We start from the raw sequence: 21,725 nt of genomic DNA, 5'->3' as shown, positions 1-21,725 counted from the left end.
AGCCCGCCGGGCCGCGCGTCGTCGTCGAGAAGGGTCGGGACACGAATGCGGGTGGCCTTGCTGTCCTACCGCTCCAAGCCGCACTGCGGGGGCCAGGGCATCTACGTCCGTCACCTCTCGCGCGAGCTGGTGGCCCTGGGGCACACCGTCGAGGTCTTCTCGGGCCAGCCCTACCCCGAGCTCGACCCAGGCGTGGCGCTGACGAAGGTGCCGAGCCTCGACCTCTACCGCGAGCCCGACCCCTTCCGCGTGCCCCACCTGCGCGAGTTCCGCGACCGTGTCGACGTGGAGGAGTTCGCCACGATGTGCGCCGCGGGCTTCCCCGAGCCCAAGACCTTCAGCACGCGGGTGGCGCGGCTGCTGCGCGAGCGCGCCGACGAGTTCGACATCGCCCACGACAACCAGGTGCTGGGCTACGGCATGCTCGACGTCGAGCAGGTCATGCCGCTCATCACCACGCTGCACCACCCGATCACCTTCGACCGCCGCATCGACCTCGAGGGCGCCACGCACCCGTGGCGCAAGGTGACGCTGCGCCGCTGGTACGGCTTCCTGCGGATGCAGGGTCGTGTGGCCCGCAGCGCCCGCCGGATCCTCACGCCCTCGGAGACCTCGCGGCGCGACATCGCCACCGACTTCGGCGTCGACCCCGCCCGCATGCAGACCATCCTGCTCGGCGTCGACGACGTCTTCGTGCCGCCGACCGAGCCGCGCGTGCCGGGCCGGATCCTGGCCATGGCCAGCGCCGACGCCCCGATGAAGGGCATCGCCACGCTGCTGGAGGCCTTCGCCAAGCTCCGCACCGAGCGCGACCTCGAGCTGGTGCTCGTGACGCGTCCTCAGCCGGGGGGCCGCACCGAGCAGCTCATCGACCGGCTCGCGATCGGTGACGCGGTCTCCTTCGTCCACGGCGTCTCCGACGAGGAGCTGGTGCGGCTGATGGGCTCCGCCGAGCTCGCGTGCGTGCCCTCGCTCTACGAGGGCTTCTCGCTGCCGACCGCCGAGCTCATGGCGTGCGCGACGCCCCTGGTCGTCTCGCGGGCCGGCGCCATCCCCGAGGTCGTGGGACCCGACGGCGAGTGCGCCGACCTGGTCGCCCCCGGCGACGTCGGGGAGCTCGAGGCCGCCCTGGCCGCGCTGCTCGACGACCCCGAGCGCCGCGCGAGGATGGGCGCCGCCGGGCGCCGACGGGTCGAGGAGATGTTCAGCTGGCGGGCGGTCGCGGCCACGGTGGCCGAGGCCTACGACGAGGTCGTCGCCGCCTGGAGGGCCGAGGGGCCCATGCCGTCCACCGGCCGCAAGGGCCGCCGCAGCAGGAGGAACGCACGTGCTGACCGTTGACTTCGACCGCCTGGGCCTGCGCCCCGGCGACCGCGTGCTCGACATGGGCTGCGGCGCCGGGCGCCACGCCTTCGAGATGTACCGCCGCGGCGGCGACGTGGTCGCCTTTGACCAGGACGCCGACGAGCTGGCCGGGGTGCGCGAGCTCTTCGTGGCCATGCGCGAGGCCGGCGAGGTGCCCGAGGGCGCCGAGGCCGACGTCAAGGAGGGCGACGCCCTGCAGCTGCCCTTCGCCGACGGGGAGTTCGACCGCGTCGTCGCGGCCGAGGTGCTCGAGCACATCCCGGCCGACATCCAGGCCATCGAGGAGCTCGTGCGCGTGCTGCGGCCCGGCGGCACCCTGGCGGTCTCGGTGCCGCGGTGGTTCCCCGAGGTCGTCAACTGGAAGCTCTCCGACGACTACCACAACGTCCCGGGCGGCCACATCCGCATCTACTCCGACAAGGAGCTGATCGGCAAGCTGGTCAACGCGGGGCTGGCCTTCGAGGGCAAGGACTACGCCCACGGCCTGCACTCGCCCTACTGGTGGATCAAGTGCGCCGTCGGCGTGCGCAACGACGACCACCCCCTCGCCAGGGCCTACCACCGGCTGCTGGTGTGGGAGATCATGAAGCAGCCGCGCGCGCTGCGCGTGGCCGGCCGGGTGCTCGACCCGCTCATCGGCAAGAGCATGGTGCTCTACTTCCGCAAGCCGTCGGCGGCGCATGTCTGAGCGGCTGCCGCACGTCGAGGGCGTGCTCAGCCCTGGCCAGGTGGCGCAGACCGCGGCCAGCATCGCGCGGATGCAGGAGCCCGACGGGGCGATCCCGTGGACGACCGGCGAGCACGTCGACGTGTGGAACCACGTGGAGGCCGCGATGGCGCTGCTCGTCGGCGGCGAGGTCGAGGCCGCCGAGGCGGCGTACGACTGGGTGCCGCGCTGGCAGCGCGCCGACGGGTCCTGGCCGATGAAGATCGTCGCCGGGCAGGTCGAGGACGACCGCGGCGAGGTCAACATGAGCGCCTACCTCGCGGTGGGCCTGTGGCACCACTGGCTCGTGCGGCACGACGCGGCGTACGTCGCGACGCTGTGGCCGGCCGTGCGCGCGGGGCTCGACTGGGTGGTGGCCCAGCAGCTGCCCTTCGGCGGGCTCAACTGGACCCCCGACGACCAGGGGGCGCTGCTGGCCGGGTCGTCGAGCGTCTACCAGTCGCTGCGGGCCGGCGTCGCGCTCGCCGAGCTGCTCGACGACCCGCAGCCGGAGTGGGAGCTGGCCGGCGGCCGGCTCGGTCACGCCGTGCGCCACCACCGCGACCTGTTCCTGGACAAGTCCACCTTCTCCATGGACTGGTACTACCCCGTCCTCGGCGGTGCCGTGCGCGGGCCGGCCGCCTCGGCGCTGCTCGCCTCGCGCTGGGACGACTTCGTCGTGCCCGGGCTGGGCATCCGCTGCGTCGACACCAACCCGTGGGTCACGGGCGCCGAGACGTGCGAGCTCGTGCTCGCCCTCGACGCGGTCGGCGACCACCGGGGCGCGCTGCGGCTGCTGGGCGACGTGCAGCACCTGCGTCACGAGGACGGCAGCTACTGGACCGGCTGGGTGTTCGGCGACGACGTCCACTGGCCCGGTGAGCAGACCACTTACACCGCGGCCGCCGTGCTGCTCGCCGTCGATGCGCTGGGGGAGACCTACGGTCACGCCACCCCGGGCTCGGGGATCATGCGCGGCACGTCGCTGGCCCCGCACTTCGCCGAGATCGCGCTGGAGTGCGGGTGCCCGTCGCCCGACTCAGCCGACCGGCTCTCCCGCCCGTCCTGAGTCGCGCCGCAGCACCCGCATCGAGCCGACGGTCTCCACCTCGCTGAAGGCACCGCCCGCCAGCGCCCGCTGGACGACGTGCCAAGGCGCCTGGCCCCCGTCGGCGGGGTCGGGGAAGACGTCGTGCACCACCAGGAGCCCGCCGGCCTCGACCCACGGCGCCCAGCCGCTGTAGTCGTTCTGGGCGTGCTCCTCGGCGTGCCCGCCGTCGATGAAGACCAGCGACAGCGGGGTGCGCCAGTGGCGCGCGACCGTGGTGCTGGCCCCGACCACCGCGACCACGAGGTCCTCGAGCCCGGAGCGCTCCAGGGTGCGCCGGAAGACCGGCAGCGTGTCCATGCGACCGGTCTCGGCGTCGACCAGGCTCGCGTCGTGGTGCTCCCAGCCGGCCTGGTTCTCCTCCGAGCCGCGGTGGTGGTCCACCGTGAAGACCACCGCCTGCGGCCCACCGACCTCCCGGGCCGCGGCGGCGAGGTGGATCGCCGACTTGCCGCAGTAGGTGCCGACCTCGAGCACCGGCCCGTGGGGCAGGCGCTCGAGGGCGCGGCGGTGGAGCAGCAGCCCCTCGTCGAGCGGCATGAAGCCCTTCGCCGCCCGGGCGTGGTGCTGCCAGTCGGCTCCGGTCGGGTCCTGCGCGGTGGTGGGCACCGCTGGAGGCTAGCGCCGCGCCGGTGGGGCCGCGGAGCCGGTGGGCTCACACCGCGGCGAGCATGTCCTCGACGCGGCGGCTGAGGTCGCCGATGCTGAAGGGCTTGGTGACGTAGGCGTCCGCGCCGGCGGCGAGGCCGGCGGCGATGTCGTCGCGCGAGGAGCGGGCCGAGACCATGAGGATCTGCGGCGAGCCCGCCGAGGGCTGCGCCTTGAGCAGCCGGGCCAGCTCCAGGCCGTTCATGCCGGGCATGCTGACGTCCATCACGACCAGGTCGAAGGAGCCGGCGCTGACCTCGACCATGGCGTTCCACGACTCCGGCACGCTCTCGACCTCGTGGCCGTTCATCTCGAGCACCGTCGACAGCAGCTCGCGCACGTCGCTCTCGTCCTCGACCACCAACACCTTGGCCATGCCGGCCCTCCCTCGTCCAGACGTTTCACGGCGGAAGACCGCCCCCCTGCCACGAGCATGACACCGGTCGCCTGACTCGTCACGTCGAAGTGTCGAGCCACCCGTGAAGAGGTCGTGAAGACGCCTGGTCAGACGGGTGCCCGTCGATCGGTGACGTGTCACGGGTCACGCGGGTCGGGAGCCCTCCTCGCCGGCCGCCACGGCCGGTGCCAGCGCCCTGCGGTGGCGGGCCCAGTGCCAGTGCAGGAAGCGGTCCACCGCGCGCACGACGGCCACCGAGCGCACCGAGGGCAGGACGTCGAAGGCGTGCTGGGCCCCCGGCAGCTCGGCGTAGACGACCGAGCGGCGCGAGGTCCGGCGCAGCGCCTCGACGAAGAGCCGGGCCTGGTCGACCTGCACCAGGCTGTCGAGGCGTCCGTGCACGACGAAGAAGTCGGGGGCCTCGGGCCCCACCCGCAGCAGCGGGGACCCGGCCTCGAAGGGCTCGGGGTCCTCGCGCCAGCGCCGGCGCAGGATCCGGGGCCCGAGGAAGCGGTCGCGCATCTGCACGGCGCTGCGCAGGCCGGTGGCCCCGGCCAGGTCGTAGACGCCGTAGTGCGGCACCGCGACCTGCACGGAGGTGTCGGCGTCCTCGAAGCCGGGCTGCCAGGCGGGGTCGCCGGGCGTCAGGGCCGCGAGCGCGGCGAGGTGGCCGCCGGCCGAGCCCCCCGTGATCGCGACGTACGACGGGTCGCCGCCGTAGGCCGCGATGTGCTCGTGGACCCACGCCAGCACCTTCTTCACGTCGACGATCTGCGCCGGGAACGGGTGCTGCGGCGCCAGCCGGTAGTTGGGGGCGACGCAGACCCAGCCGCGGGCGGCGAGGTGCTGCATCAGCGGGATGCCCTGGGTGTCCTTGGCGCCCAGCGTCCAGCCGCCGCCGTGGACCTGCACCAGCACGGGTGCGCCGCCCTCGGGCAGGCCGGCGGGGCGCTCGACGGCGGTGTAGACGTCGAGCAGGCCGCGCCGGCCCAGGGTGTCGTCGTAGGCGATGTCGCGCTCCACGTGCACCCCGGGCTCGCGCATGCGGAAGGGGTTGAGCAGCCGCCGCCACGGCACGCGCACGTCGCGGGGGACCTCGGTGTCGATCTCGTCGAGGTAGTCGACGCCGAGGGCGTCGACCAGGGCGCGGTCGGCCACCCCGCGCGCCTGCGCGCTCGTGCGCAGCATCCAGGCCAGGCCGGCGGCGTTGGCGAGGGCCAGCAGTGCGCCGGTGCGGGTCAGCCCGCGCCGACGGGCGTGGCGGGCGGTGTCGGCGGCCGTGGCCGCGAGCAGGTGCGGGGCGAGCTCGCTGGTGCCCCAGCCGGCCAGGAATACCGGCACGGCTGTCCTGAAGCCCGGCACCGGGCGCAGCGCGTTGGCGACGAGCGCCGCGGTCAGGAGCTGGCGGAGCCGGAAGAGCATGGCCCCGATGTTAACGATCGGTAACCGCCCGCGGGGCGGGTCTCGTCAGGGGGCCGGCCGCAGCTTCTCCTCGAAGAAGCCCAGCACGCGGTCGACCGCGCCCTGGTCGCGGTGCAGCGTCAGGGTCGCGTGCTTGCGTCCGGGCAGGTCGATGCGCACGAAGCCCTCGCCCAGCTCGCGGGTGAGGGTCTCGAAGCGGGTGCCGGTGGCGACGTCACCGTCGTACTGCACGCCGAGCACCTGGCACCCGCCCGCGACGCGCTCGCGCACCACCGCGAGGTCGGCGGGGGAGAGGTTGACGTCGCCCGCGCGGCGGCGGCCGACGGGGAAGGGCGCGGAGGGCTGGCAGACCACGGGCGCAGCGACGGAGGTGTCGACCATCATGGCCAGGGCGAAGCCCCCGGTGAAGCACATGCCCAGCGCGCCGACGCCCGGCCCGCCCAGCTCCGCGTGCAGGTCGCGGGCCAGGCTGCGCAGCCACCCGGCGACCGGGGTCGTCTCCCCGGTGGCGAGCTTCGTGAACTCCCGGCTCACGCACACCTGGCGGAAGGCCCCGGCGACCGACCGGGCTCCGACCGGGGCCTCGGGGGTGCCGAAGAGGTGGGGCATGACGACGGTGAAGCCGGCGGCCACCACCTCCTCGCCGAAGGCGATGACCTGCGGGGTGAGCCCGGGGATCTCGTGGATCACCACGACCCCGGGGCCGCTGCCCTTGCGGTAGGTCGGGTGGGTCGTGCCGTCGGCGGTGTGCTCGCCGAGGGTCCAGGAGTCGAGGAGGGTCATGGCCGGCAGTATGGCCCTCGCCGGTCCGGGCGGCACGGGCACGCGGCGCCGCAGGGTCCGGCCCGAGGGGGGAGCCCGGGCAGCGCGATGCTGCCTAGGGTCGGCCCATGCCGGACTCCGACCCGTCGCGCCACGTGCGCCTCGTGCTGCCCCACCAGCTGTTCACCGAGCACCTCGACGCTCCGGCCGGCACGGTCTTCGTGCTCCTCGAGCACGACCTGCTCTTCCGCCAGTACCGCTTCCACGCCCAGAAGCTCGTGCTCCACCGCGCCTCGATGGTCCGCTTCGCCGAGCGGCTGCGCGAGGCCGGCTTCGAGGTCGAGCACGTCGAGACCTCCGCCTCCGCCACGAGCCACGACCGGCTGGTCGGCTGCCTCGACCGGCTGCGCCCCGACCGGGTGAGCGTCTACGACGTGGTCGACGACTGGCTCTCGCGCGACCTCACCGCCGCCCTGGCCGACCACGGCTACGAGCTGCGCTCCGAGGACGTCCTGGAGACGCCGTGCTTCCTCACCTCCCGCGCCGACGTCGCCGAGCAGGTCGGCAGCGGCGGTCGGACGGCGCGCATGCAGCACTTCTACGCCTGGCAGCGCCGCCGTCTCGACGTGCTGGTCGAGGGCGACCAGCCCGTCGGGGGCCAGTGGTCCTTCGACGCCGACAACCGCAAGAAGCTGCCCAAGCAGCACCCCGTGCCCGCGGTCGCCCGGCCCGGCGCCGACGGCGGGCCCGAGCGGCACCCGGCCGTGGCCGACGCCATCGCCTGGGTCGGCGAGGAGTTCCCCGACGCCCCCGGCGACGCGGAGGCCTTCGCCTGGCCGACCTCGCACGACGAGGCGGAGGCGATGCTGGAGGAGTTCCTCGCCGAGCGCTTCACCGAGTTCGGGCCCTTCGAGGACGCGATCTCCCGCGAGCACCCGTGGATGTTCCACGCCCTGCTGACCCCGGGCCTGAACATCGGGCTGGTCACCCCGGCCCACGTGCTGGAGCGGGCGCTCGACGTGGGGTCCTCCGAGGAGGTGCCGCTGGCCTCCCTCGAGGGCTTCGTGCGCCAGCTCATCGGCTGGCGCGAGTACATGCGCGCCACCTACGTCGTCCACGGGCGCCGCATGCGCAGCGGCAACCGGCTGGCCCACACCCGGCCGCTGGCCGAGGGCTGGTGGACCGCGCGTACGGGGCTGGCTCCGGTCGACCTGGTGCTGGAGCGGGTGCTGGCCCACGGCTACGCCCACCACATCGAGCGCCTGATGGTGCTCGGCAACGCGATGTGCCTGCTGCGCGCCGAGCCCGACGCCGCCTACGAGTGGTTCATGGAGATGTTCGTCGACGCCTACGACTGGGTGATGGTGCCCAACGTCTACGCCATGAGCCAGTTCGCCGCGGGCGAGGCGATCACCACCAAGCCCTACGTGTCGGGGTCGAACTACCTGCGCAAGATGTCGGACCTGCCGGCGGGGGAGTGGCGCGAGGACTGGGACGCGCTCTACTGGACCTTCGTGCGCGACCACCACGACGTCTTCGCCGGCAATCCCCGCTCGCGCATGATCGCCACCCTCTACGACGGCCTGGACTCCTCGACCAAGGCCGCCCACACCCGGCGCGCCCGGAGGTGGCTGGCCTGATGGCGCGGCTGCACTCCCTCGAGCTGCTGCCCGACGAGGCGGGCCAGGTCGCCGTACGCCGGCAGTGGCAGGCCCTGCGCGACGCCGGCCTGCCCTCCCAGCTCGACCACCGCGGCAGCTCCAACGCCGCCCACGTCAGCGTGGTGGAGGCCCCCGCGCTGTCGAGCGACGCCCTCGACGTGGCGACGGCGCGCCTGGGCTCGCTGCTGCCGGTGACGGCCGTGGTCGGCGGCGTCCTGCTCCTCGGCGGCGGTGGAGGCCGCGTGGCAATGGCCCGCCCGGTGCAGCTGAGCGACGACGTGGTGCGCCGGGTGCTGGCTGTGCGGGTGCACGTGCCCGAGCGCCGCCACCACGGCTGGGTGCCCCATCTGACCCTCGCCCGGGGCCTCGACCGGTCCGACGTGCCCCGGGCCCTGGAGGCCCTGGGCGACCACGACGCGGCCCTCGAGCTGCGGCTGGCGTCGCTGCGCCACTGGGACCCCGACGCGGGCGAGGTCACCGACCTCGCCCGCTGAGGACCCGCCGTCCGGGGGTGCTGGTCAGACCCCGGCCGGCTCCGGCTCGCGGACCGGCTCGGGGGTGTCGCCGACGGGGGCTCCGCGACGCGGCGCGTGGTAGGCGTCGACGTCGAGGATGCCCTCGCGGCGGGCCACGATGGTCGGCACGAGCGCCTGGCCGGCCACGTTGGTGGCGGTGCGCATCATGTCGAGGATCGGGTCGATGGCCAGCAGCAGCGCCACGCCCTCGAGCGGCAGACCCAGGGTGGTGAGGGTCAGCGTCAGCATCACGACGGCGCCGGTGAGACCCGCGGTGGCGGCGGAGCCGACCACCGACACGAAGGCGATGAGCAGGTAGTCCTGCACGCCCAGGGTGATGCCGAAGATCTGCGCCACCGTGATCGCGGCCAGCGCGGGGTAGATGGCCGCGCAGCCGTCCATCTTGGTGGTCGCGCCGAGCGGCACGGCGAAGGAGGAGTACTCCTGCGGCACGCCGAGGTTGCGCGTCGTCACCTGCTGGGTCAGCGGCATGGTGCCCACCGAGGAGCGCGAGACGAAGGCGAGCTGGATCGCGGGCCAGGCGCCGGAGAAGAACTTCACCGGGGACAGGCCGTGCAGGCGCAGGATGACGGGGTAGACCACGAACATCACCAGCAGGCAGCCGACGTAGACGTCGACGGTGAAGACCGCCAGCGGCGCCACCAGGTCCCACCCGTAGGTGGCGACCGCGCGGCCGAGCAGGCCGAGGGTGCCGAGCGGGGCCAGCTTGATGATCCACCACAGGACCTGCTGCACGACGGCCAGCGCCGAGCGCATGAAGCCCAGGAAGGGCTCGGCCTTCTCGCCGGCCTTCAGCGAGGCGGCGCCCACGACCAGGGCGACCACCACGATCTGCAGCACGTTGAAGGACGCGGCGCCCTCCTCGATCTCCAGGCCGAGCACGTTGGCCGGCACCAGGCCGGTGAGGAAGTCCAGCCACGAGCCGCTGGTGCCCTCGTACGTCGCGCCCGCGGCCGAGACGTCGGCGCTGCTGCCGGGGTTGGTGAGCAGGCCCAGCGTGATGCCGATCGTGACGGCCACCAGCGACGTGATCGCGAACCACACCAGCGTCTGCGTGGCCAGCCGCGCGGCGTTGGAGACCTCGCGCAGGTTGGTCACGCTGACCACGATGGCGGCGAACACCAGCGGCGGCACGGCCGCGGTGAGCAGGCCGACGAAGGTGCTGCCGATGGTGTCGAGGGTCGTGGCCAGCCAGGCCACGTCCCAGGTGCGGGCCACCAGGCCCAGGACGACGCCGAGCACCAGGCCGAGGACGATCTGGGCCCAGAACGGGGTTCTGCGGACCGCCGAGAGTGCGTGCTTCACGGGACTGCCTTTCCGGAGGGGACTCCTGCCCAACCGGTCGGCGGCGCGCACGATTCCTGCGGCCCGGGTGGTGCGCCGCACAGTCGGCCCCGGGGCAGGCGGCCCGGGGCCCGGGGCGGCTAGAGCACGGCGTGGGGGCTGAGCACGCCCGCGGGGTCGAAGGCGCGCCGCAGGGCCCGCTGCACGTCGAGGGCGACGGGGTCGAGCTCGCGGGTCAGCCAGTGCTTCTTCAGGGTGCCCACGCCGTGCTCGCCGGTGATGGTGCCCCCCAGCGCGAGCGCGGCCTCGGTGATCCGGTCGAAGGCGCGCATGGCGGTCGCGCGTCCGTCGGGGTCGGTGTGGTCGTAGACGATCGTGGGGTGCAGGTTGCCGTCGCCGGCGTGCCCGAAGACGCCGATGGTCAGGCCGAGGTCGTGGGCGACGGCCTCGACCGCGCCGATCAGGTCGACCACCCGGGCCCGGGGCACGCAGACGTCGTCGAGCAGCCAGTCGCCGCCGCGGTCGGCGGCCAGGCGCTCGAGCGCGGGCAGGGCGAGGCGTCGCGCCTCGAGCAGCATCGCCGCCTCCTCGGCGTCGTCGCTGCGCGCCACGTCGACGGCTCCCGCGCCGGTGCAGTGCGCCTCCACCTGCTCCAGCAGCGCCGCCGCCCCGGGCCCGGCGTCGTCGGACTGCACCAGCAGCAGGGCGGCGACGTCGCCGAGGCCCATGCCGGCGTGGGCGTCGACGGCCCGCACGGTGGTGCGGTCGAGCACCTCCAGCAGCGAGGGGGTCAGCCCGGCGGCCGCGATCCGGGCCACCGCGTCGCCGGCCGAGGCGAGGCGGTCGAAGGAGGCCACGAGGGTCTGCGGTGCGGCGGGCGCCGGCAGCAGGCGCACGGTGACCTCCGTGACCACGCCCAGGGTGCCCTCGGAGCCGACGAAGAGGCTGGTGAGGTCGTAGCCGGCCACGCCCTTGACCGTGCGGGTGCCGGTGCGCAGGACCCGGCCGTCGGCGAGCACGACCTCCAGGGCCTCGACGAAGTCGCCGGTGACGCCGTACTTGACGCAGCACATGCCGCCGGCGTCGGTGGCGACGTTGCCGCCGACCGTGCAGAAGGCGACCGACCCCGGGTCGGGCGGGTAGAAGAGGCCGGCGCCGGCCGCGGCGGAGCGCAGGTCCCCGGTGACGACCCCCGGCTGCACGACCGCGAGCCGCTCGACGGGGTCGACCTCCAGCACGCGGTCCATCCGGTGCAGCGACAGCACGGCGCTCCCGGCCGGCGCGTTGGCGCCGCCCACCAGGCCGCTGCCGGCGCCCCGGGGCACGACGGCCACGCCGCCCGCCGAGGCGGCGCGCAGGCAGGCCTGCACCTCGGCGGTGCTGCGCGGGGCGAGCACCACCGACGGCGTGGCGCGCTCGGTGAGCCGCGACTGGTCGTGGGCGTAGCCCGCGACGACGTCGGGGTCGTCGATGAGCACTCCGGCAGGCAGGGCGTCCCAGGTCATGTGCCGACCGTACCCACCGCGCGCGGGCCGACCTCGGCGTCGGGCGGCCGGCGTGGCCGTCGTGCGCGGCTAGGGTCGGCCCATGCCGATGCCCGAGCCGCTCTCGTCCGAGGAGCAGCGGGTGCTCGGCGCGCTGCTGGAGAAGCAGGTGACGGTGCCCGCGTCGTACCCGCTCTCCCTCAACGCGCTGCGCACCGCCTGCAACCAGACCTCCAGCCGCGACCCGGTGGTGGCCTACGACGAGCAGCAGGTCGAGCAGGTGGCGCGCGGCCTCAAGGACCGCGGGCTGGTGAGGATCGTCTGGTCCGACTCCGGTCGGCGCACGCTGAGGTACCACCAGGTGCTGGAGGAGGAGCTCGACCTCGCGCCCGACGAGCGCGCGCTGCTCACCGTGCTGCTGCTGCGGGGGGTGCAGGCCCCCGGCGAGCTGCGCACCCGCACCGAGCGGCTCCACCCCTTCGCCGACCGCGACGCCGTCGACGCCTGCCTGCTGCGCCTCGCCGCGCGGGAGCGCCCCTTGGTGCGCCAGGTCTCCCCGCGCTCCGGCCGGCTCGACAGCCGGTGGACCCATCTCCTGGGGCCGGTCGGGGCCGACGCGACGTCGGGCGGTGGGCCGGCCGCCGTCGGCCCCGACGAGCGGGAGTCGGTGCTCGCCGACGGCCCCGAGGCTCGCGACGAGCGGGTCCGCGCCTCCTACGACGCGCTGGCCGAGCCCTACGCCGCCCGCTTCGCCGAGGAGTACGCCGAGGGCGCCCCTGGCCCCCTCGGGCTGGAGACGTGGCTGCTGGGCCGGGTCGTCGCGCTCGCCGACGGCCGACCGGTCGTCGAGGTCGGCAGCGGGCCCGGCCACACCACCGCCCTGCTGCGCTCGCTGGGCGCGGACGCCTCGGGGGTGGACCTGTCGCCGGCGATGGTGGCCGAGGCCCGGCGCCGCTTCCCCGACGGCGCCTACGAGGTCGGCGACCTGCGGCGGCTCATGCGGCCCGCGACGGCGCCCGGCTGGGGCGCGGTGCTGGCGTGGTACTCCCTCATCCACCTCGCGCCCTCCGAGCTCGACGACGCCGTCGCCGCCCTGGTGCGACCCCTCGCGCCCGGAGGGCACCTGGTGCTGGCGCTCCAGGCGGCCTCCGCCGCGGGTCCCGTGGTGCGCCGCACCGACTCCTGGCTCGAGCGCGAGGTCGACCTCGCCCTGGTGCTCCACGAGCCGGCGCGCGTGCTCGCCGCGGTCGGGGCCGCGGGTCTGGTCGACGTCGAGTGGTACCACCGCGGGCCCTTGCTCCACCACGGCGAGACCACCGAGCGGCTCTACGTGCTCGCCCGCCGGCCGGGGTAGCCGCGCGTGGTCCGCCGCCCGACCCACCCGCCCGGGGCGGGTGCGGGGCTGGCTAGCGTGGGTGCCATGACCTCCGCCGGCTCCGACCACGACGGGCCCGGCACAGGCACGGAGCCCGAGCCGGGAGCCCCGGCCTGGCTCGCCGACGACGCCGATCCCGAGTACCACCTCGACGGGCGGGCCTACCCGCTCACCGACCGTCGCTTCCGCGACGTGGTCGGCTCCTTCGCCTCCGGGCTCACCGTGGTCACCGCCACCACCCCCGAGGGGCCCGTGGGCGTGACCTGCCAGTCCTTCGCCAGCGTCTCCCTCGACCCGCCGCTGGTGCTGGTGGTGCTGGCCCGGTCCTCCCGCGCGTGGCCCCGCGTCCGCGAGGCGGGCCGCTTCTGCGTCAACGTCCTCGCCGAGCACCAGCAGGAGCTGTCCACCCGCATGGCCAGCCGCGGCGTGGACAAGTTCGCGGGCGTGGGCTGGACCGCGTCGCCCACGACCGGGGCGCCCCGGCTCGACGGCGCGGTCGCCCACGTCGACTGCGCGATCGACGCGGTCCACGAGGCCGGTGACCACGACGTGGTGGTCGGGCGCGTGCTGGCCCTCGCCGAGGGGCCGGGCGGTGCGGACGCCCCGCCGCTGCTCTTCCACCGCGGTGCCTACCGCCGGCTGGGCTGACGCGGGCCCGGGTCGGCTAGGTTCGTCGTCGTGATCGCCCTGCCCGGCCACGGCTTCGTCATGCTCTCGATGCCCAAGTGCGCCTCCACCACCCTCGTCACGAGCCTCATGGGTCGCGCCGAGGTGATGATGCGGATCAACCCGCGCCTCAAGCACATGAACGCGCGCACCTTCACCAACCGGATGGCGCCGGTGCTCCAGACGGGCGGCTACCAGCGCGACGACTACGAGCTGGTCTCGCTCTTCCGCGAGCCGGTGGCGTGGCTGGAGTCGTGGTGGCGCTACCGCCAGCGCCCCGCGCTGCAGGACGACGACAACTCCCGCGCGGCCAACTCCACCGCCGACGTCAGCTTCGACGCCTTCGTGGGCGCCTACCTCGACGGCGCGCCGGGCGCGCTCAAGGGGCGCCAGGCCCGCTTCATCGCGCTCTCGGCCGACCTCGACATCGCCGTCGACCGCCTCTTCGCCCTCGAGCGGCCCGACGTGTGGGAGGGCTGGATCGCCGAGAAGATCGGCGAGCCGCTCGAGGTCACCATGAAGAACTGGTCGACCTCCACGAGCCGGCCCGACCTCAGCCGCGCCCTGCGGCGCCGCCTCGAGGACCACCTGCGCCCTGAGCTGGAGATCTACGAGCACCTGCGCGCCGAGGGCCAGTGGGCCCCGCCGCGCGGCCACGTGCCCGGGCGCTGAGCCGTCGCCGCCGAGCCGTCGCCGGCCCGGCTGCCGAGCCGGCCCGGACGGTCCCGGCGTACGGCGTTGGGGTCAGTCGCGCGCGGTGAGCACGAGCGGGGGCCCGTCGGGGGTGATGGCCACGGTGTGCTCGGAGTGGGCGCCGCGCGACCCGTCGGCGCTGCGCAGGGTCCAGCCGTCGGGGTCGGTGACGATCTCGTCGGTCGTGTGGAGGAACCACGGCTCGATCGCGATGACCAGACCGGCCTTGAGCCGCAGACCGCGACCGGCGCGGCCGTCGTTGGCGATGTGGGGCTCGCCGTGCATGGTGCGCCCCACGCCGTGCCCGCCGAACTGGGTGTTGACGCTCAGCCCGGCCGCGTGGGCCACCGCCGCGATCGCGGCCGAGATGTCGCCGACGCGGTTGCCGACGCGGGCGGCGTCGATGCCCGCGGCCAGGGCCCGCTCGGTGGTCTCGATGAGCGTCAGGTCCTCCGGCCTCGGGGTGCCGACGACGACGCTGAGCGCGGAGTCGGAGACCCAGCCGTCGACGGCGCAGGCGAAGTCGACGCTGAGCAGGTCGCCGTCGCGCAGGGTGTAGTCGTGGGGCAGGCCGTGGAGCACGGCGTCGTTGACCGACGTGCAGAGCACCTTGCCGAAGGGCGAGGCGCCGAACGACGGGTGGTAGTCGATGTAGCACGACTCCGCCCCGCGCTCGCGGATCATGTCGTGCGCGACCCGGTCGAGTTCCAGCAGGTTCACCCCCACGTCGGCGACCTCGCGCAGGCGGGTCAGCACCTCGGCCACGAAGCGCCCCGCGGGTCGCATCTGCTCGATCTGGGTGGGCGTGCGCAGCTCGATCACGGGGTCGAGCCTAGGCGCGCCCCGGGAGCCGGACGGCCCGGGGTCCCGGGCCGCGCACCTCCCGATTGCTCCGCCGCGGGGCGGGCACCACGCGGTCAGGTCGCCGCCGCGGGCACGCCGGGTGGCGTCGCTGCTCCGCGACCGGCCAGCGCGGTTCCGAACGGGACCTCACCGCGCCCGGTGGCCGACCGGGCGGAAGTGGCGGGAGACGACAGGTCCGGCAGCTGGCGACCGGTCGTACGCCGCCACTTCTGGGCGGGCCGCCCCGCGGCGGGAGGCAGTGCCGGGCGGACGTGGCTGGAGCCCGGTGAACGTCCCGCTGGTCGACCGGGCAGAAGTGGCGGGAGACGACAGGTCCAGCGGCTGCCGACCGGTCGTACGCCGCCACTTCTCGGGCAGGCCGGCCAGCGTCGGAGGCCCTCCTGAGTGGTCTGTGGCCGCTGCCCGGGGCATCGGCGTGGGAAGCGGCGGGAGACGACACCTCTGGCGGCTGCCGACCGGTCGTACGCCGCCCCTTCTCGTGCGCGCCGCCCCGCGGCGGGAGTCACTGCCGCGCGGGGCGTGGCTGGAGCCCGGTGAACGTCCCGCTGGTCGACCGGGCAGAAGTGGCGGGAGACGACAGGTCCAGCGGCTGCCGACCGGTCGTACGCCGCCACTTCTCAGGCGGGCAGGGCAGCGGCGGGAGGTGCTCCCGAGCGGACGTGGTGGGAGCCCGCTGACCGTCCCGGTGGCCGGCCGGGCAGAAGTGGCGGGAGACGACCGGTCCAGGGGGCGCCGACCTGTCGTACGCCGCCACTTCTCGGGCGGGCCGCCCCGCGGCGGGAGGCACTGCGGTGCGGGGCGTGGCTGGAGCCCGCTGACCGGGCGGAGGTCGCGGGAGACGACAGGTCCGGCGACTGCCGCCCCGTCGTACGCCGCCACCCACCGTTCACCCACGCGGTGAGGGCCGCGAGCGGGTCACCAGCCCCGGGCGCGCCACTCCGGGATCGACGCGCGCTCGGCGCCGAGGGTCGAGTCGCCGCCGTGGCCGGGGTAGAACCACGTGTCGTCGGGCAGGGCGTCGAACAGCTTGGTCTCGACCTCGTCGACGAGCTGGGCGAAGGCGGCCTCGTCGCCGAAGGTGTTGCCCACGCCGCCGGGGAAGAGCGAGTCGCCGGTGAACAGGTGGGGCCGGCCGCCGGAGGGGCGGTCGTCGTAGACCAGCGCGACCGACCCGGGGGTGTGGCCGGCGATCGGCACGACCTGCAGGGTGCAGTCGCCGACCGCGACGGTGTCGCCGGCCCCGACCCGGCGGGTCACGGTGACGCCGGTCTGCTCGGTGACGGCGTCGGCGTCGGGGGTGCCGACGACGACGTCGGCCCCGGTGGCGGCGACGACCTCCGCCAGCGCGCGGTGGTGGTCCCAGTGCTGGTGGGTGGTGACGACGGTGTCGAGGCCGGCCTCACCGACCAGGCCCAGCAGCGTGGCGGCGTCGGCGGCGGCGTCGACGAGCACCTGCTCCCCGGTGTGGCGGCAGCGCAGCAGGTAGCAGTTGTTGGACATCTCGGGGTCGACGGCGACCTTGGTGATGACGAGGTGGGCCAGCTCGCGGGTCTGGGCGGGGCCGCCGGGGGAGACGTCGCCGTCGTAGTCCGAGGGGGCCGGGGTGTCGCTCGGTGGGGTCATGTCCCCATCCTGCCGCGCCGGCGGGTGGTCCGACCCGTGAGCGGGCTCACCCGGCGCGGGCGGGTCCGCTGCCCATCGGGGTGTGGCCCCGCTGTCGGTGGTGCGTGAGATGGTGAGCGGACGTGCCGACCCGCCCCCGCGGCGGACGCCGACGTACCATGACGAACGTCTGTTCGACTCCTCCACGCCACCAGGACGGGACTCCAGTGCAGGACCAGCTCATCATCCGGGGTGCTCGCGAGCACAACCTGAAGGACGTGTCGCTCGACCTTCCCCGCGACTCGCTGATCGTCTTCACCGGCCTCTCGGGCTCGGGCAAGTCGTCGCTCGCCTTCGACACGATCTTCGCCGAGGGCCAGCGTCGCTACGTCGAGTCGCTCTCGGCCTACGCCCGCCAGTTCCTGGGCCAGATGGACAAGCCCGACGTCGACTTCATCGAGGGTCTCTCGCCCGCGGTCTCGATCGACCAGAAGTCGACCTCGAAGAACCCCCGCTCGACGGTCGGCACGATCACCGAGGTCTACGACTACCTCCGCCTGCTCTACGCGCGCGCCGGGCGCCCCCACTGCCCCACCTGCGGCGCCCCCATCGAGCGGCAGACCCCGCAGCAGATCGTCGACCGCGTGCTGTCCCTGGAGGAGGGTCGGCGCTTCCAGGTCCTCGCACCGGTCGTGCGCGGCCGCAAGGGGGAGTACGTCGAGCTCTTCCGCCAGCTGCAGACCCAGGGCTTCTCGCGCGCCCGCATCGACGGCGAGACCCACTCCCTCGACACCGTCCTGTCCGACGGACCGAAGCTCGACAAGCAGAAGAAGCACACCATCGAGGTCGTCGTCGACCGGCTGGCGGTGAAGGAGTCCTCCAAGCGGCGCCTCACCGACTCCGTGGAGACCGCCCTCGGCCTGGCCGGAGGCCTGGTCGTGCTCGACTTCGTCGACCTCGACGCCAAGGACCCCGGGCGCGAGATGAAGTTCAGCGAGAAGATGGCGTGCCCCAACGACCACCCCATCGACACCGACGACCTCGAGCCGCGGTCGTTCTCGTTCAACTCGCCCTTCGGGGCCTGCCCGGCCTGCAGCGGCCTGGGCACCAAGCTGGAGGTCGACGCCGAGCTCGTCGTGCCCAACCCCTCGGCGACCCTCGGCGAGGGCGCCATCCAGCCCTGGGCCGGCGCCCACGTCGCCGACTACTTCCTGCGCCTCATGGACGCCCTGGGCGACGAGCTCGGCTTCGACCTCAACACCCCGTGGGAGGACCTCTCGGCGCGCTCGCAGAAGGCGCTGCTCGACGGCCACGCCACGAAGGTCCACGTCGTGACCCGCAACCGCTACGGGCGCGAGCGGGCCTACTACGCCGACTTCGAGGGCGTGCGGGGCTACGTCGAGCGCCGCCACCGCGAGGCGGAGTCCGACACCAGTCGCGACCGCTTCGAGGGCTTCATGCGCGAGGTGCCGTGCCCCACCTGCCGCGGCAGCCGGCTCAAGCCGGTCTCCATGGCCGTGCTGCTCGGCGGCCGCAACATCGCCGACGTCTGCGCCCTGCCCATCAACGAGGCCTCGGAGTTCCTCGGCTCCCTCGAGCTCTCCGCGCGCGAGCGCCAGATCGGCGAGCGGGTGCTCAAGGAGATCCAGGAGCGCCTGCAGTTCCTCCTCGACGTCGGGCTCGACTACCTCTCCCTCGACCGACCGTCCGGGTCGCTCTCGGGCGGCGAGGCGCAGCGGATCCGGCTGGCCACCCAGATCGGCGCCGGTCTCGTCGGCGTCCTCTACGTGCTCGACGAGCCGTCGATCGGGCTCCACCAGCGCGACAACCAGCGCCTCATCGAGACCCTCGTGCGGCTCAAGGACCTCGGCAACACCCTGATCGTGGTGGAGCACGACGAGGACACCATCAAGGTCGCCGACTGGGTCGTCGACATCGGTCCGGGGGCCGGCGAGCACGGCGGCCAGGTGGTGCACAGCGGCACCGTCGAGGACCTGTACGCCCACCCCGACTCGATGACCGGCCAGTACCTCTCCGGTCGTCGCGAGATCCCGGTGCCCGCCCGTCGTCGCCCGCGCACGGTCGGGCGCGAGCTCAAGGTGCTCGGCGCCCGCGAGCACAACCTGCGCGACGTCGACGTGACGTTCCCGCTCGGCGTCTTCGTCGCCGTCACCGGCGTCTCGGGCTCGGGCAAGTCCACCCTGGTCAACGACATCCTCTACACCTCGCTGGCCAAGCAGCTCTACAACGCGCGCACCCTCCCGGGCCGCCACCGCGCGATCACCGGCCTAGAGCACGTCGACAAGGTCATCCACGTCGACCAGTCGCCCATCGGCCGCACGCCGCGCTCCAACCCCGCCACCTACACCGGCGTCTTCGACCACGTGCGCAAGCTCTTCGCCGCCACCCCGGAGGCCAAGATGCGCGGCTACCTCCAGGGCCGGTTCTCCTTCAACGTCAAGGGCGGGCGCTGCGAGGCGTGCTCCGGTGACGGCACCATCAAGATCGAGATGAACTTCCTGCCGGACGTCTACGTGCCGTGCGAGGTCTGCCACGGGGCCCGCTACAACCGCGAGACCCTCGAGGTGCACTACAAGGGCAAGACCATCGCCGAGGTCCTCGACATGCCGATCGAGGAGGCCGTCGACTTCTTCGCCGCCGTGCCGGCCATCGCGCGCCACATGAAGACCCTCGTGGAGGTCGGGCTCGGCTACGTCCGCCTCGGTCAGCCCGCGACGACCCTCTCGGGAGGCGAGGCGCAGCGCGTCAAGCTCTCCGCGGAGCTGCAGAAGCGCTCCACCGGCCGCACCGTCTACGTGCTCGACGAGCCGACCACCGGTCTGCACTTCGAGGACATCCGCAAGCTGCTGCTGGTGCTGGGCCGCCTGGTCGACCAGGGCAACACCGTCCTGGTCATCGAGCACAACCTCGACGTCATCAAGACCGCCGACTGGCTCGTCGACATGGGCCCCGAGGGCGGGTCCCGCGGTGGCGTGGTCGTCGCAGAGGGGACGCCCGAGAAGGTCGCGACGGTCGAGGCCAGCCACACCGGCCGCTACCTCCGCCCGCTGCTCGAGGGCAAGGAGGCCACACAGCCACGTGGTCGCCTCGCCGCGTCGGAGGCGCCGGCCCCGGCGCGCGCCACCCGCCGCCAGGCCGCCTCCCAGGTCGCCAACGACCGTGCCGCCGCCCGGGCCGCGAAGCCGGCCAAGGCGACCACCGCCAAGAGGACGACCGCCAAGAAGACGGCCGCCAAGCGGACGGCCGCCAAGAAGTAGGGAGCCCCGGAGGTCGGGAGCCACGGCGGTGGCCGGGGCCACCGGTCGCCGGTCCCTGGGTCGGTCCTCAGCCGCTCCACAGACCGCCTGGCTACCCTCGCGCTCAACCACCCGCCGTCACGAGAGGACGACGACCATGACCAGCACCGAGCCCGCCCCCGCCGACACCGGGAGCACCCTCGACCCCACCACGACCACCCGCCGCGGTGGCCTGACCCGGCGCCGCGCCCTCGGCGGCGTCGCGGGGATCGGGGTGGCCCTGCCGGTGCTGGCCGCCTGCGGCGGCGAGGAGGAGACGGCCAGCGACCCCGCCGCCGACCTCCCGGCCGGCGCGAGCCTGACCCCCACCGCCGACGTGCCGGTCGGGGGTGGCGCGATCCTCTCCGAGGAGGAGGTCGTGGTCACCCAGCCGACCGAGGGGGAGTTCAAGGCCTTCTCCGCGGTGTGCACCCACCAGGGCTGCCTGGTCTCCCAGGTCTCGGCCGACGGCATCGTCTGCACCTGCCACGGCAGCGTCTTCGCCCTCGACACCGGCGAGCCCACCGACGGCCCCGCCACCGAGGCGCTGGCGGCGGTCGCGGTGACGGTGTCGGGCGACGAGGTCACGCTGGCCTGACGGGCGCTCCCCGTCGCCTCGCGGGGCGCCCGCCGGCGTGGACCGTCGGTGGGCGACCGTAGGGTTGAGGCGTGCCGTCACGATCCGCCCGACCCTCCCGCGGCCCGCTGTCCTACCGTCCCGAGCCGGGGTCGATCCCCACCCAGCCGGGGGTCTACCGGTTCCGCGACGCGGCCGGCCGGGTGATCTACGTCGGCAAGGCCAAGAACCTCCGCGCGCGGCTCTCCTCGTACTTCCAAGACATCGCCAACCTCCACCAGCGCACGGCCACGATGGTCACCACCGCCGCCGGGGTGGAGTGGACGGTGGTCAACACCGAGGTCGAGGCGCTCCAGCTGGAGTACTCCTGGATCAAGGAGTACGACCCGCGCTTCAACGTGAAGTACCGCGACGACAAGTCCTACCCCTGGCTGGCCGTCACCGTCGGCGAGGAGTACCCCCGGGTGATGGTCGGGCGCGGCGCCAAGCGACGCGGCACGCGGTACTTCGGCCCCTACAGCCACGCCTGGGCCATCCGCGAGACCGTCGACATCCTGCTGCGGGTCTTCCCGATGCGCTCGTGCAGCAACGGCGTCTTCAAGCGCTCCGCCCAGATCGGGCGCCCCTGCCTGCTGGGCTACATCGACAAGTGCTCCGCGCCCTGCGTGGGCAAGGTCAGCGCGGACGAGCACCGCGCGATCGTCGACGACTTCTGCGACTTCATGGGCGGGCAGACCCGGCCCTTCACGCGTCGCATCGAGAAGGAGATGTACGCCGCGTCCGACGCGATGGACTTCGAGAAGGCGGCTCGGCTGCGCGACGACCTCGGGGCGATGCAGCGGGCGCTGGAGAAGCAGGCCGTCGTGCTGGGCGACGGCGCCGACGCCGACGTCATCGCCTTCGCCGAGGACCCCCTCGAGGTGGCGGTGCAGGTCTTCTACGTGCGCGGCGGCCGGATCCGCGGCCAGCGGGGCTGGGTCGCCGACCGCGTCGACGAGGGCGGCACCGCCGAGCTGGTCGACGACTTCCTGCTCCAGCTCTACGCCGGCGCCGGCCGCGACGCGCAGGGCGACGCGATCCCGCGCGAGATCCTGGTGCCGGCGCTCCCGCCCGACCTGGCCACCTTCGAGGAGCTGCTCGGCGACCTGCGCGGCGGCAAGGTGCAGATCCGGGTGCCGCAGCGCGGCGACAAGAAGACGCTGCAGGAGACCGTGGCCAGCAACGCCCGGCAGTCGCTGGCGCTGCACAAGACCAAGCGCGCCAGCGACCTCACCACCCG

The 21,725-nt window shown here is 74.1% G+C and carries 19 protein-coding genes; 11 read left to right on the top strand and 8 right to left on the bottom strand.

The window, feature by feature from the left end:
• Window positions 1–45: 45 nt before the first annotated feature.
• Genes LPA27_RS16245 through LPA27_RS16235 form a run of 3 tightly spaced genes read left to right on the top strand, consistent with a single transcriptional unit; the run spans window position 46 to window position 3,140 of the window.
• On the top strand, window positions 46–1,341 hold the full coding sequence (locus tag LPA27_RS16245; RefSeq protein WP_082500262.1) for a glycosyltransferase family 4 protein: 1,296 nt from the start codon (window positions 46–48) through the stop codon (window positions 1,339–1,341).
• Complete coding sequence (locus tag LPA27_RS16240; protein ID WP_228943107.1) at window positions 1,328–2,053, top strand: class I SAM-dependent methyltransferase; 726 nt, start codon at window positions 1,328–1,330, stop codon at window positions 2,051–2,053. The genes LPA27_RS16245 and LPA27_RS16240 overlap by 14 nt, the downstream gene beginning before the upstream one ends.
• Window positions 2,046–3,140, top strand: a complete 1,095-nt coding sequence (locus tag LPA27_RS16235) for a prenyltransferase (protein WP_056864318.1) — start codon at window positions 2,046–2,048, stop codon at window positions 3,138–3,140. The genes LPA27_RS16240 and LPA27_RS16235 overlap by 8 nt, the downstream gene beginning before the upstream one ends.
• On the opposite strand, the gene LPA27_RS16230 is transcribed toward LPA27_RS16235, so the two are convergent.
• From LPA27_RS16230 to LPA27_RS16215, 4 genes are all read right to left on the bottom strand, one after another.
• Window positions 3,111–3,788, bottom strand: a complete 678-nt coding sequence (locus LPA27_RS16230) for a class I SAM-dependent methyltransferase (protein WP_228943106.1) — start codon at window positions 3,786–3,788, stop codon at window positions 3,111–3,113. The genes LPA27_RS16235 and LPA27_RS16230 overlap by 30 nt on opposite strands.
• 46 nt (window positions 3,789–3,834) lie before the next feature.
• Window positions 3,835–4,203 (bottom strand): response regulator, encoded by a 369-nt coding sequence (locus LPA27_RS16225; RefSeq protein ID WP_056864320.1) that lies wholly within the window; start codon window positions 4,201–4,203, stop codon window positions 3,835–3,837.
• Window positions 4,204–4,368: 165 nt separating this feature from the next.
• Window positions 4,369–5,646, bottom strand: coding sequence for an alpha/beta hydrolase (locus LPA27_RS16220; RefSeq protein WP_228943105.1), 1,278 nt, complete (start codon window positions 5,644–5,646; stop codon window positions 4,369–4,371).
• 45 nt (window positions 5,647–5,691) lie between these two features.
• Entirely contained in the window at window positions 5,692–6,429 is a 738-nt protein-coding gene (locus LPA27_RS16215; RefSeq protein WP_228943104.1) for a dienelactone hydrolase family protein, read from the bottom strand.
• A 107-nt stretch (window positions 6,430–6,536) separates the two neighbouring features.
• Between LPA27_RS16215 and LPA27_RS16210 the strand changes: the two genes are divergently transcribed.
• Complete coding sequence (locus tag LPA27_RS16210; RefSeq protein WP_228943103.1) at window positions 6,537–8,048, top strand: cryptochrome/photolyase family protein; 1,512 nt, start codon at window positions 6,537–6,539, stop codon at window positions 8,046–8,048.
• Window positions 8,048–8,563 (top strand): 2'-5' RNA ligase family protein, encoded by a 516-nt coding sequence (locus tag LPA27_RS16205; RefSeq protein WP_228943102.1) that lies wholly within the window; start codon window positions 8,048–8,050, stop codon window positions 8,561–8,563. The genes LPA27_RS16210 and LPA27_RS16205 overlap by 1 nt, the downstream gene beginning before the upstream one ends.
• 24 nt (window positions 8,564–8,587) lie before the next feature.
• On the opposite strand, the gene LPA27_RS16200 is transcribed toward LPA27_RS16205, so the two are convergent.
• Window positions 8,588–9,910: a dicarboxylate/amino acid:cation symporter gene (locus LPA27_RS16200; RefSeq protein ID WP_056864325.1), complete on the bottom strand. Its 1,323-nt coding sequence runs from the start codon at window positions 9,908–9,910 to the stop codon at window positions 8,588–8,590.
• 119 nt (window positions 9,911–10,029) lie between these two features.
• Entirely contained in the window at window positions 10,030–11,394 is a 1,365-nt protein-coding gene (locus LPA27_RS16195; protein WP_228943101.1) for an FAD-binding oxidoreductase, read from the bottom strand.
• 82 nt (window positions 11,395–11,476) lie between these two features.
• On the opposite strand from LPA27_RS16195, the gene LPA27_RS16190 reads away from it, so the two are divergent.
• The 3 genes from LPA27_RS16190 to LPA27_RS16180 all read left to right on the top strand — a co-directional run bounded on the left by LPA27_RS16190 (window position 11,477) and on the right by LPA27_RS16180 (window position 14,086).
• Window positions 11,477–12,727 (top strand): DUF480 domain-containing protein, encoded by a 1,251-nt coding sequence (locus tag LPA27_RS16190; protein ID WP_228943100.1) that lies wholly within the window; start codon window positions 11,477–11,479, stop codon window positions 12,725–12,727.
• Window positions 12,728–12,793: 66 nt separating this feature from the next.
• Entirely contained in the window at window positions 12,794–13,396 is a 603-nt protein-coding gene (locus LPA27_RS16185) for a flavin reductase family protein (protein WP_228943099.1), read from the top strand.
• A gap of 30 nt (window positions 13,397–13,426) precedes the next feature.
• Entirely contained in the window at window positions 13,427–14,086 is a 660-nt protein-coding gene (locus tag LPA27_RS16180) for a hypothetical protein (protein ID WP_056864328.1), read from the top strand.
• 72 nt (window positions 14,087–14,158) lie between these two features.
• Here LPA27_RS16180 and map read toward each other — a convergent pair whose 3' ends face one another.
• The gene (map, locus tag LPA27_RS16175) at window positions 14,159–14,929 is read right to left on the bottom strand and encodes a type I methionyl aminopeptidase (RefSeq protein WP_228943098.1); all 771 of its coding nucleotides are present in this window, start codon (window positions 14,927–14,929) and stop codon (window positions 14,159–14,161) included.
• Between the two features lie 957 nt (window positions 14,930–15,886).
• Complete coding sequence (locus LPA27_RS16170; protein ID WP_228943097.1) at window positions 15,887–16,594, bottom strand: MBL fold metallo-hydrolase; 708 nt, start codon at window positions 16,592–16,594, stop codon at window positions 15,887–15,889.
• Between the two features lie 206 nt (window positions 16,595–16,800).
• Between LPA27_RS16170 and uvrA the strand changes: the two genes are divergently transcribed.
• The 3 genes from uvrA to uvrC form a co-directional block, all read left to right on the top strand.
• Entirely contained in the window at window positions 16,801–19,851 is a 3,051-nt protein-coding gene (gene uvrA / locus LPA27_RS16165) for an excinuclease ABC subunit UvrA (RefSeq protein ID WP_056864331.1), read from the top strand.
• Window positions 19,852–19,987: 136 nt separating this feature from the next.
• Window positions 19,988–20,467 (top strand): Rieske (2Fe-2S) protein, encoded by a 480-nt coding sequence (locus tag LPA27_RS16160; protein WP_228943096.1) that lies wholly within the window; start codon window positions 19,988–19,990, stop codon window positions 20,465–20,467.
• 71 nt (window positions 20,468–20,538) lie between these two features.
• Window positions 20,539–21,725: excinuclease ABC subunit UvrC (gene uvrC / locus LPA27_RS16155; protein WP_228943095.1), on the top strand; the 1,187-nt coding region annotated here is incomplete at its 3' end.

It is taken from the genome of Nocardioides sp. Leaf374 (assembly GCF_916862475.1).
In the GTDB taxonomy this organism is placed as follows: domain Bacteria; phylum Actinomycetota; class Actinomycetes; order Propionibacteriales; family Nocardioidaceae; genus Nocardioides; species Nocardioides kribbensis.
This window is presented reverse-complemented; position numbering and strand designations above follow the sequence as displayed.

Bases quoted from the DNA above. Each gene is read 5' to 3' on its own strand.
- LPA27_RS16190 (WP_228943100.1), top strand. From the start codon at position 11,477: ATGCCGATGCCCGAGCCGCTCTCGTCCGAGGAGCAGCGGGTGCTCGGC.
- LPA27_RS16225 (WP_056864320.1), bottom strand. From the start codon at position 4,203: ATGGCCAAGGTGTTGGTGGTCGAGGACGAGAGCGACGTGCGCGAGCTG.
- LPA27_RS16205 (WP_228943102.1), top strand. From the start codon at position 8,048: ATGGCGCGGCTGCACTCCCTCGAGCTGCTGCCCGACGAGGCGGGCCAG.
- LPA27_RS16170 (WP_228943097.1), bottom strand. From the start codon at position 16,594: ATGACCCCACCGAGCGACACCCCGGCCCCCTCGGACTACGACGGCGAC.
- LPA27_RS16220 (WP_228943105.1), bottom strand. From the start codon at position 5,646: ATGCTCTTCCGGCTCCGCCAGCTCCTGACCGCGGCGCTCGTCGCCAAC.
- LPA27_RS16185 (WP_228943099.1), top strand. From the start codon at position 12,794: ATGACCTCCGCCGGCTCCGACCACGACGGGCCCGGCACAGGCACGGAG.
- LPA27_RS16160 (WP_228943096.1), top strand. From the start codon at position 19,988: ATGACCAGCACCGAGCCCGCCCCCGCCGACACCGGGAGCACCCTCGAC.
- LPA27_RS16245 (WP_082500262.1), top strand. From the start codon at position 46: ATGCGGGTGGCCTTGCTGTCCTACCGCTCCAAGCCGCACTGCGGGGGC.
- LPA27_RS16235 (WP_056864318.1), top strand. From the start codon at position 2,046: ATGTCTGAGCGGCTGCCGCACGTCGAGGGCGTGCTCAGCCCTGGCCAG.
- LPA27_RS16210 (WP_228943103.1), top strand. From the start codon at position 6,537: ATGCCGGACTCCGACCCGTCGCGCCACGTGCGCCTCGTGCTGCCCCAC.
- LPA27_RS16215 (WP_228943104.1), bottom strand. From the start codon at position 6,429: ATGACCCTCCTCGACTCCTGGACCCTCGGCGAGCACACCGCCGACGGC.
- LPA27_RS16195 (WP_228943101.1), bottom strand. From the start codon at position 11,394: ATGACCTGGGACGCCCTGCCTGCCGGAGTGCTCATCGACGACCCCGAC.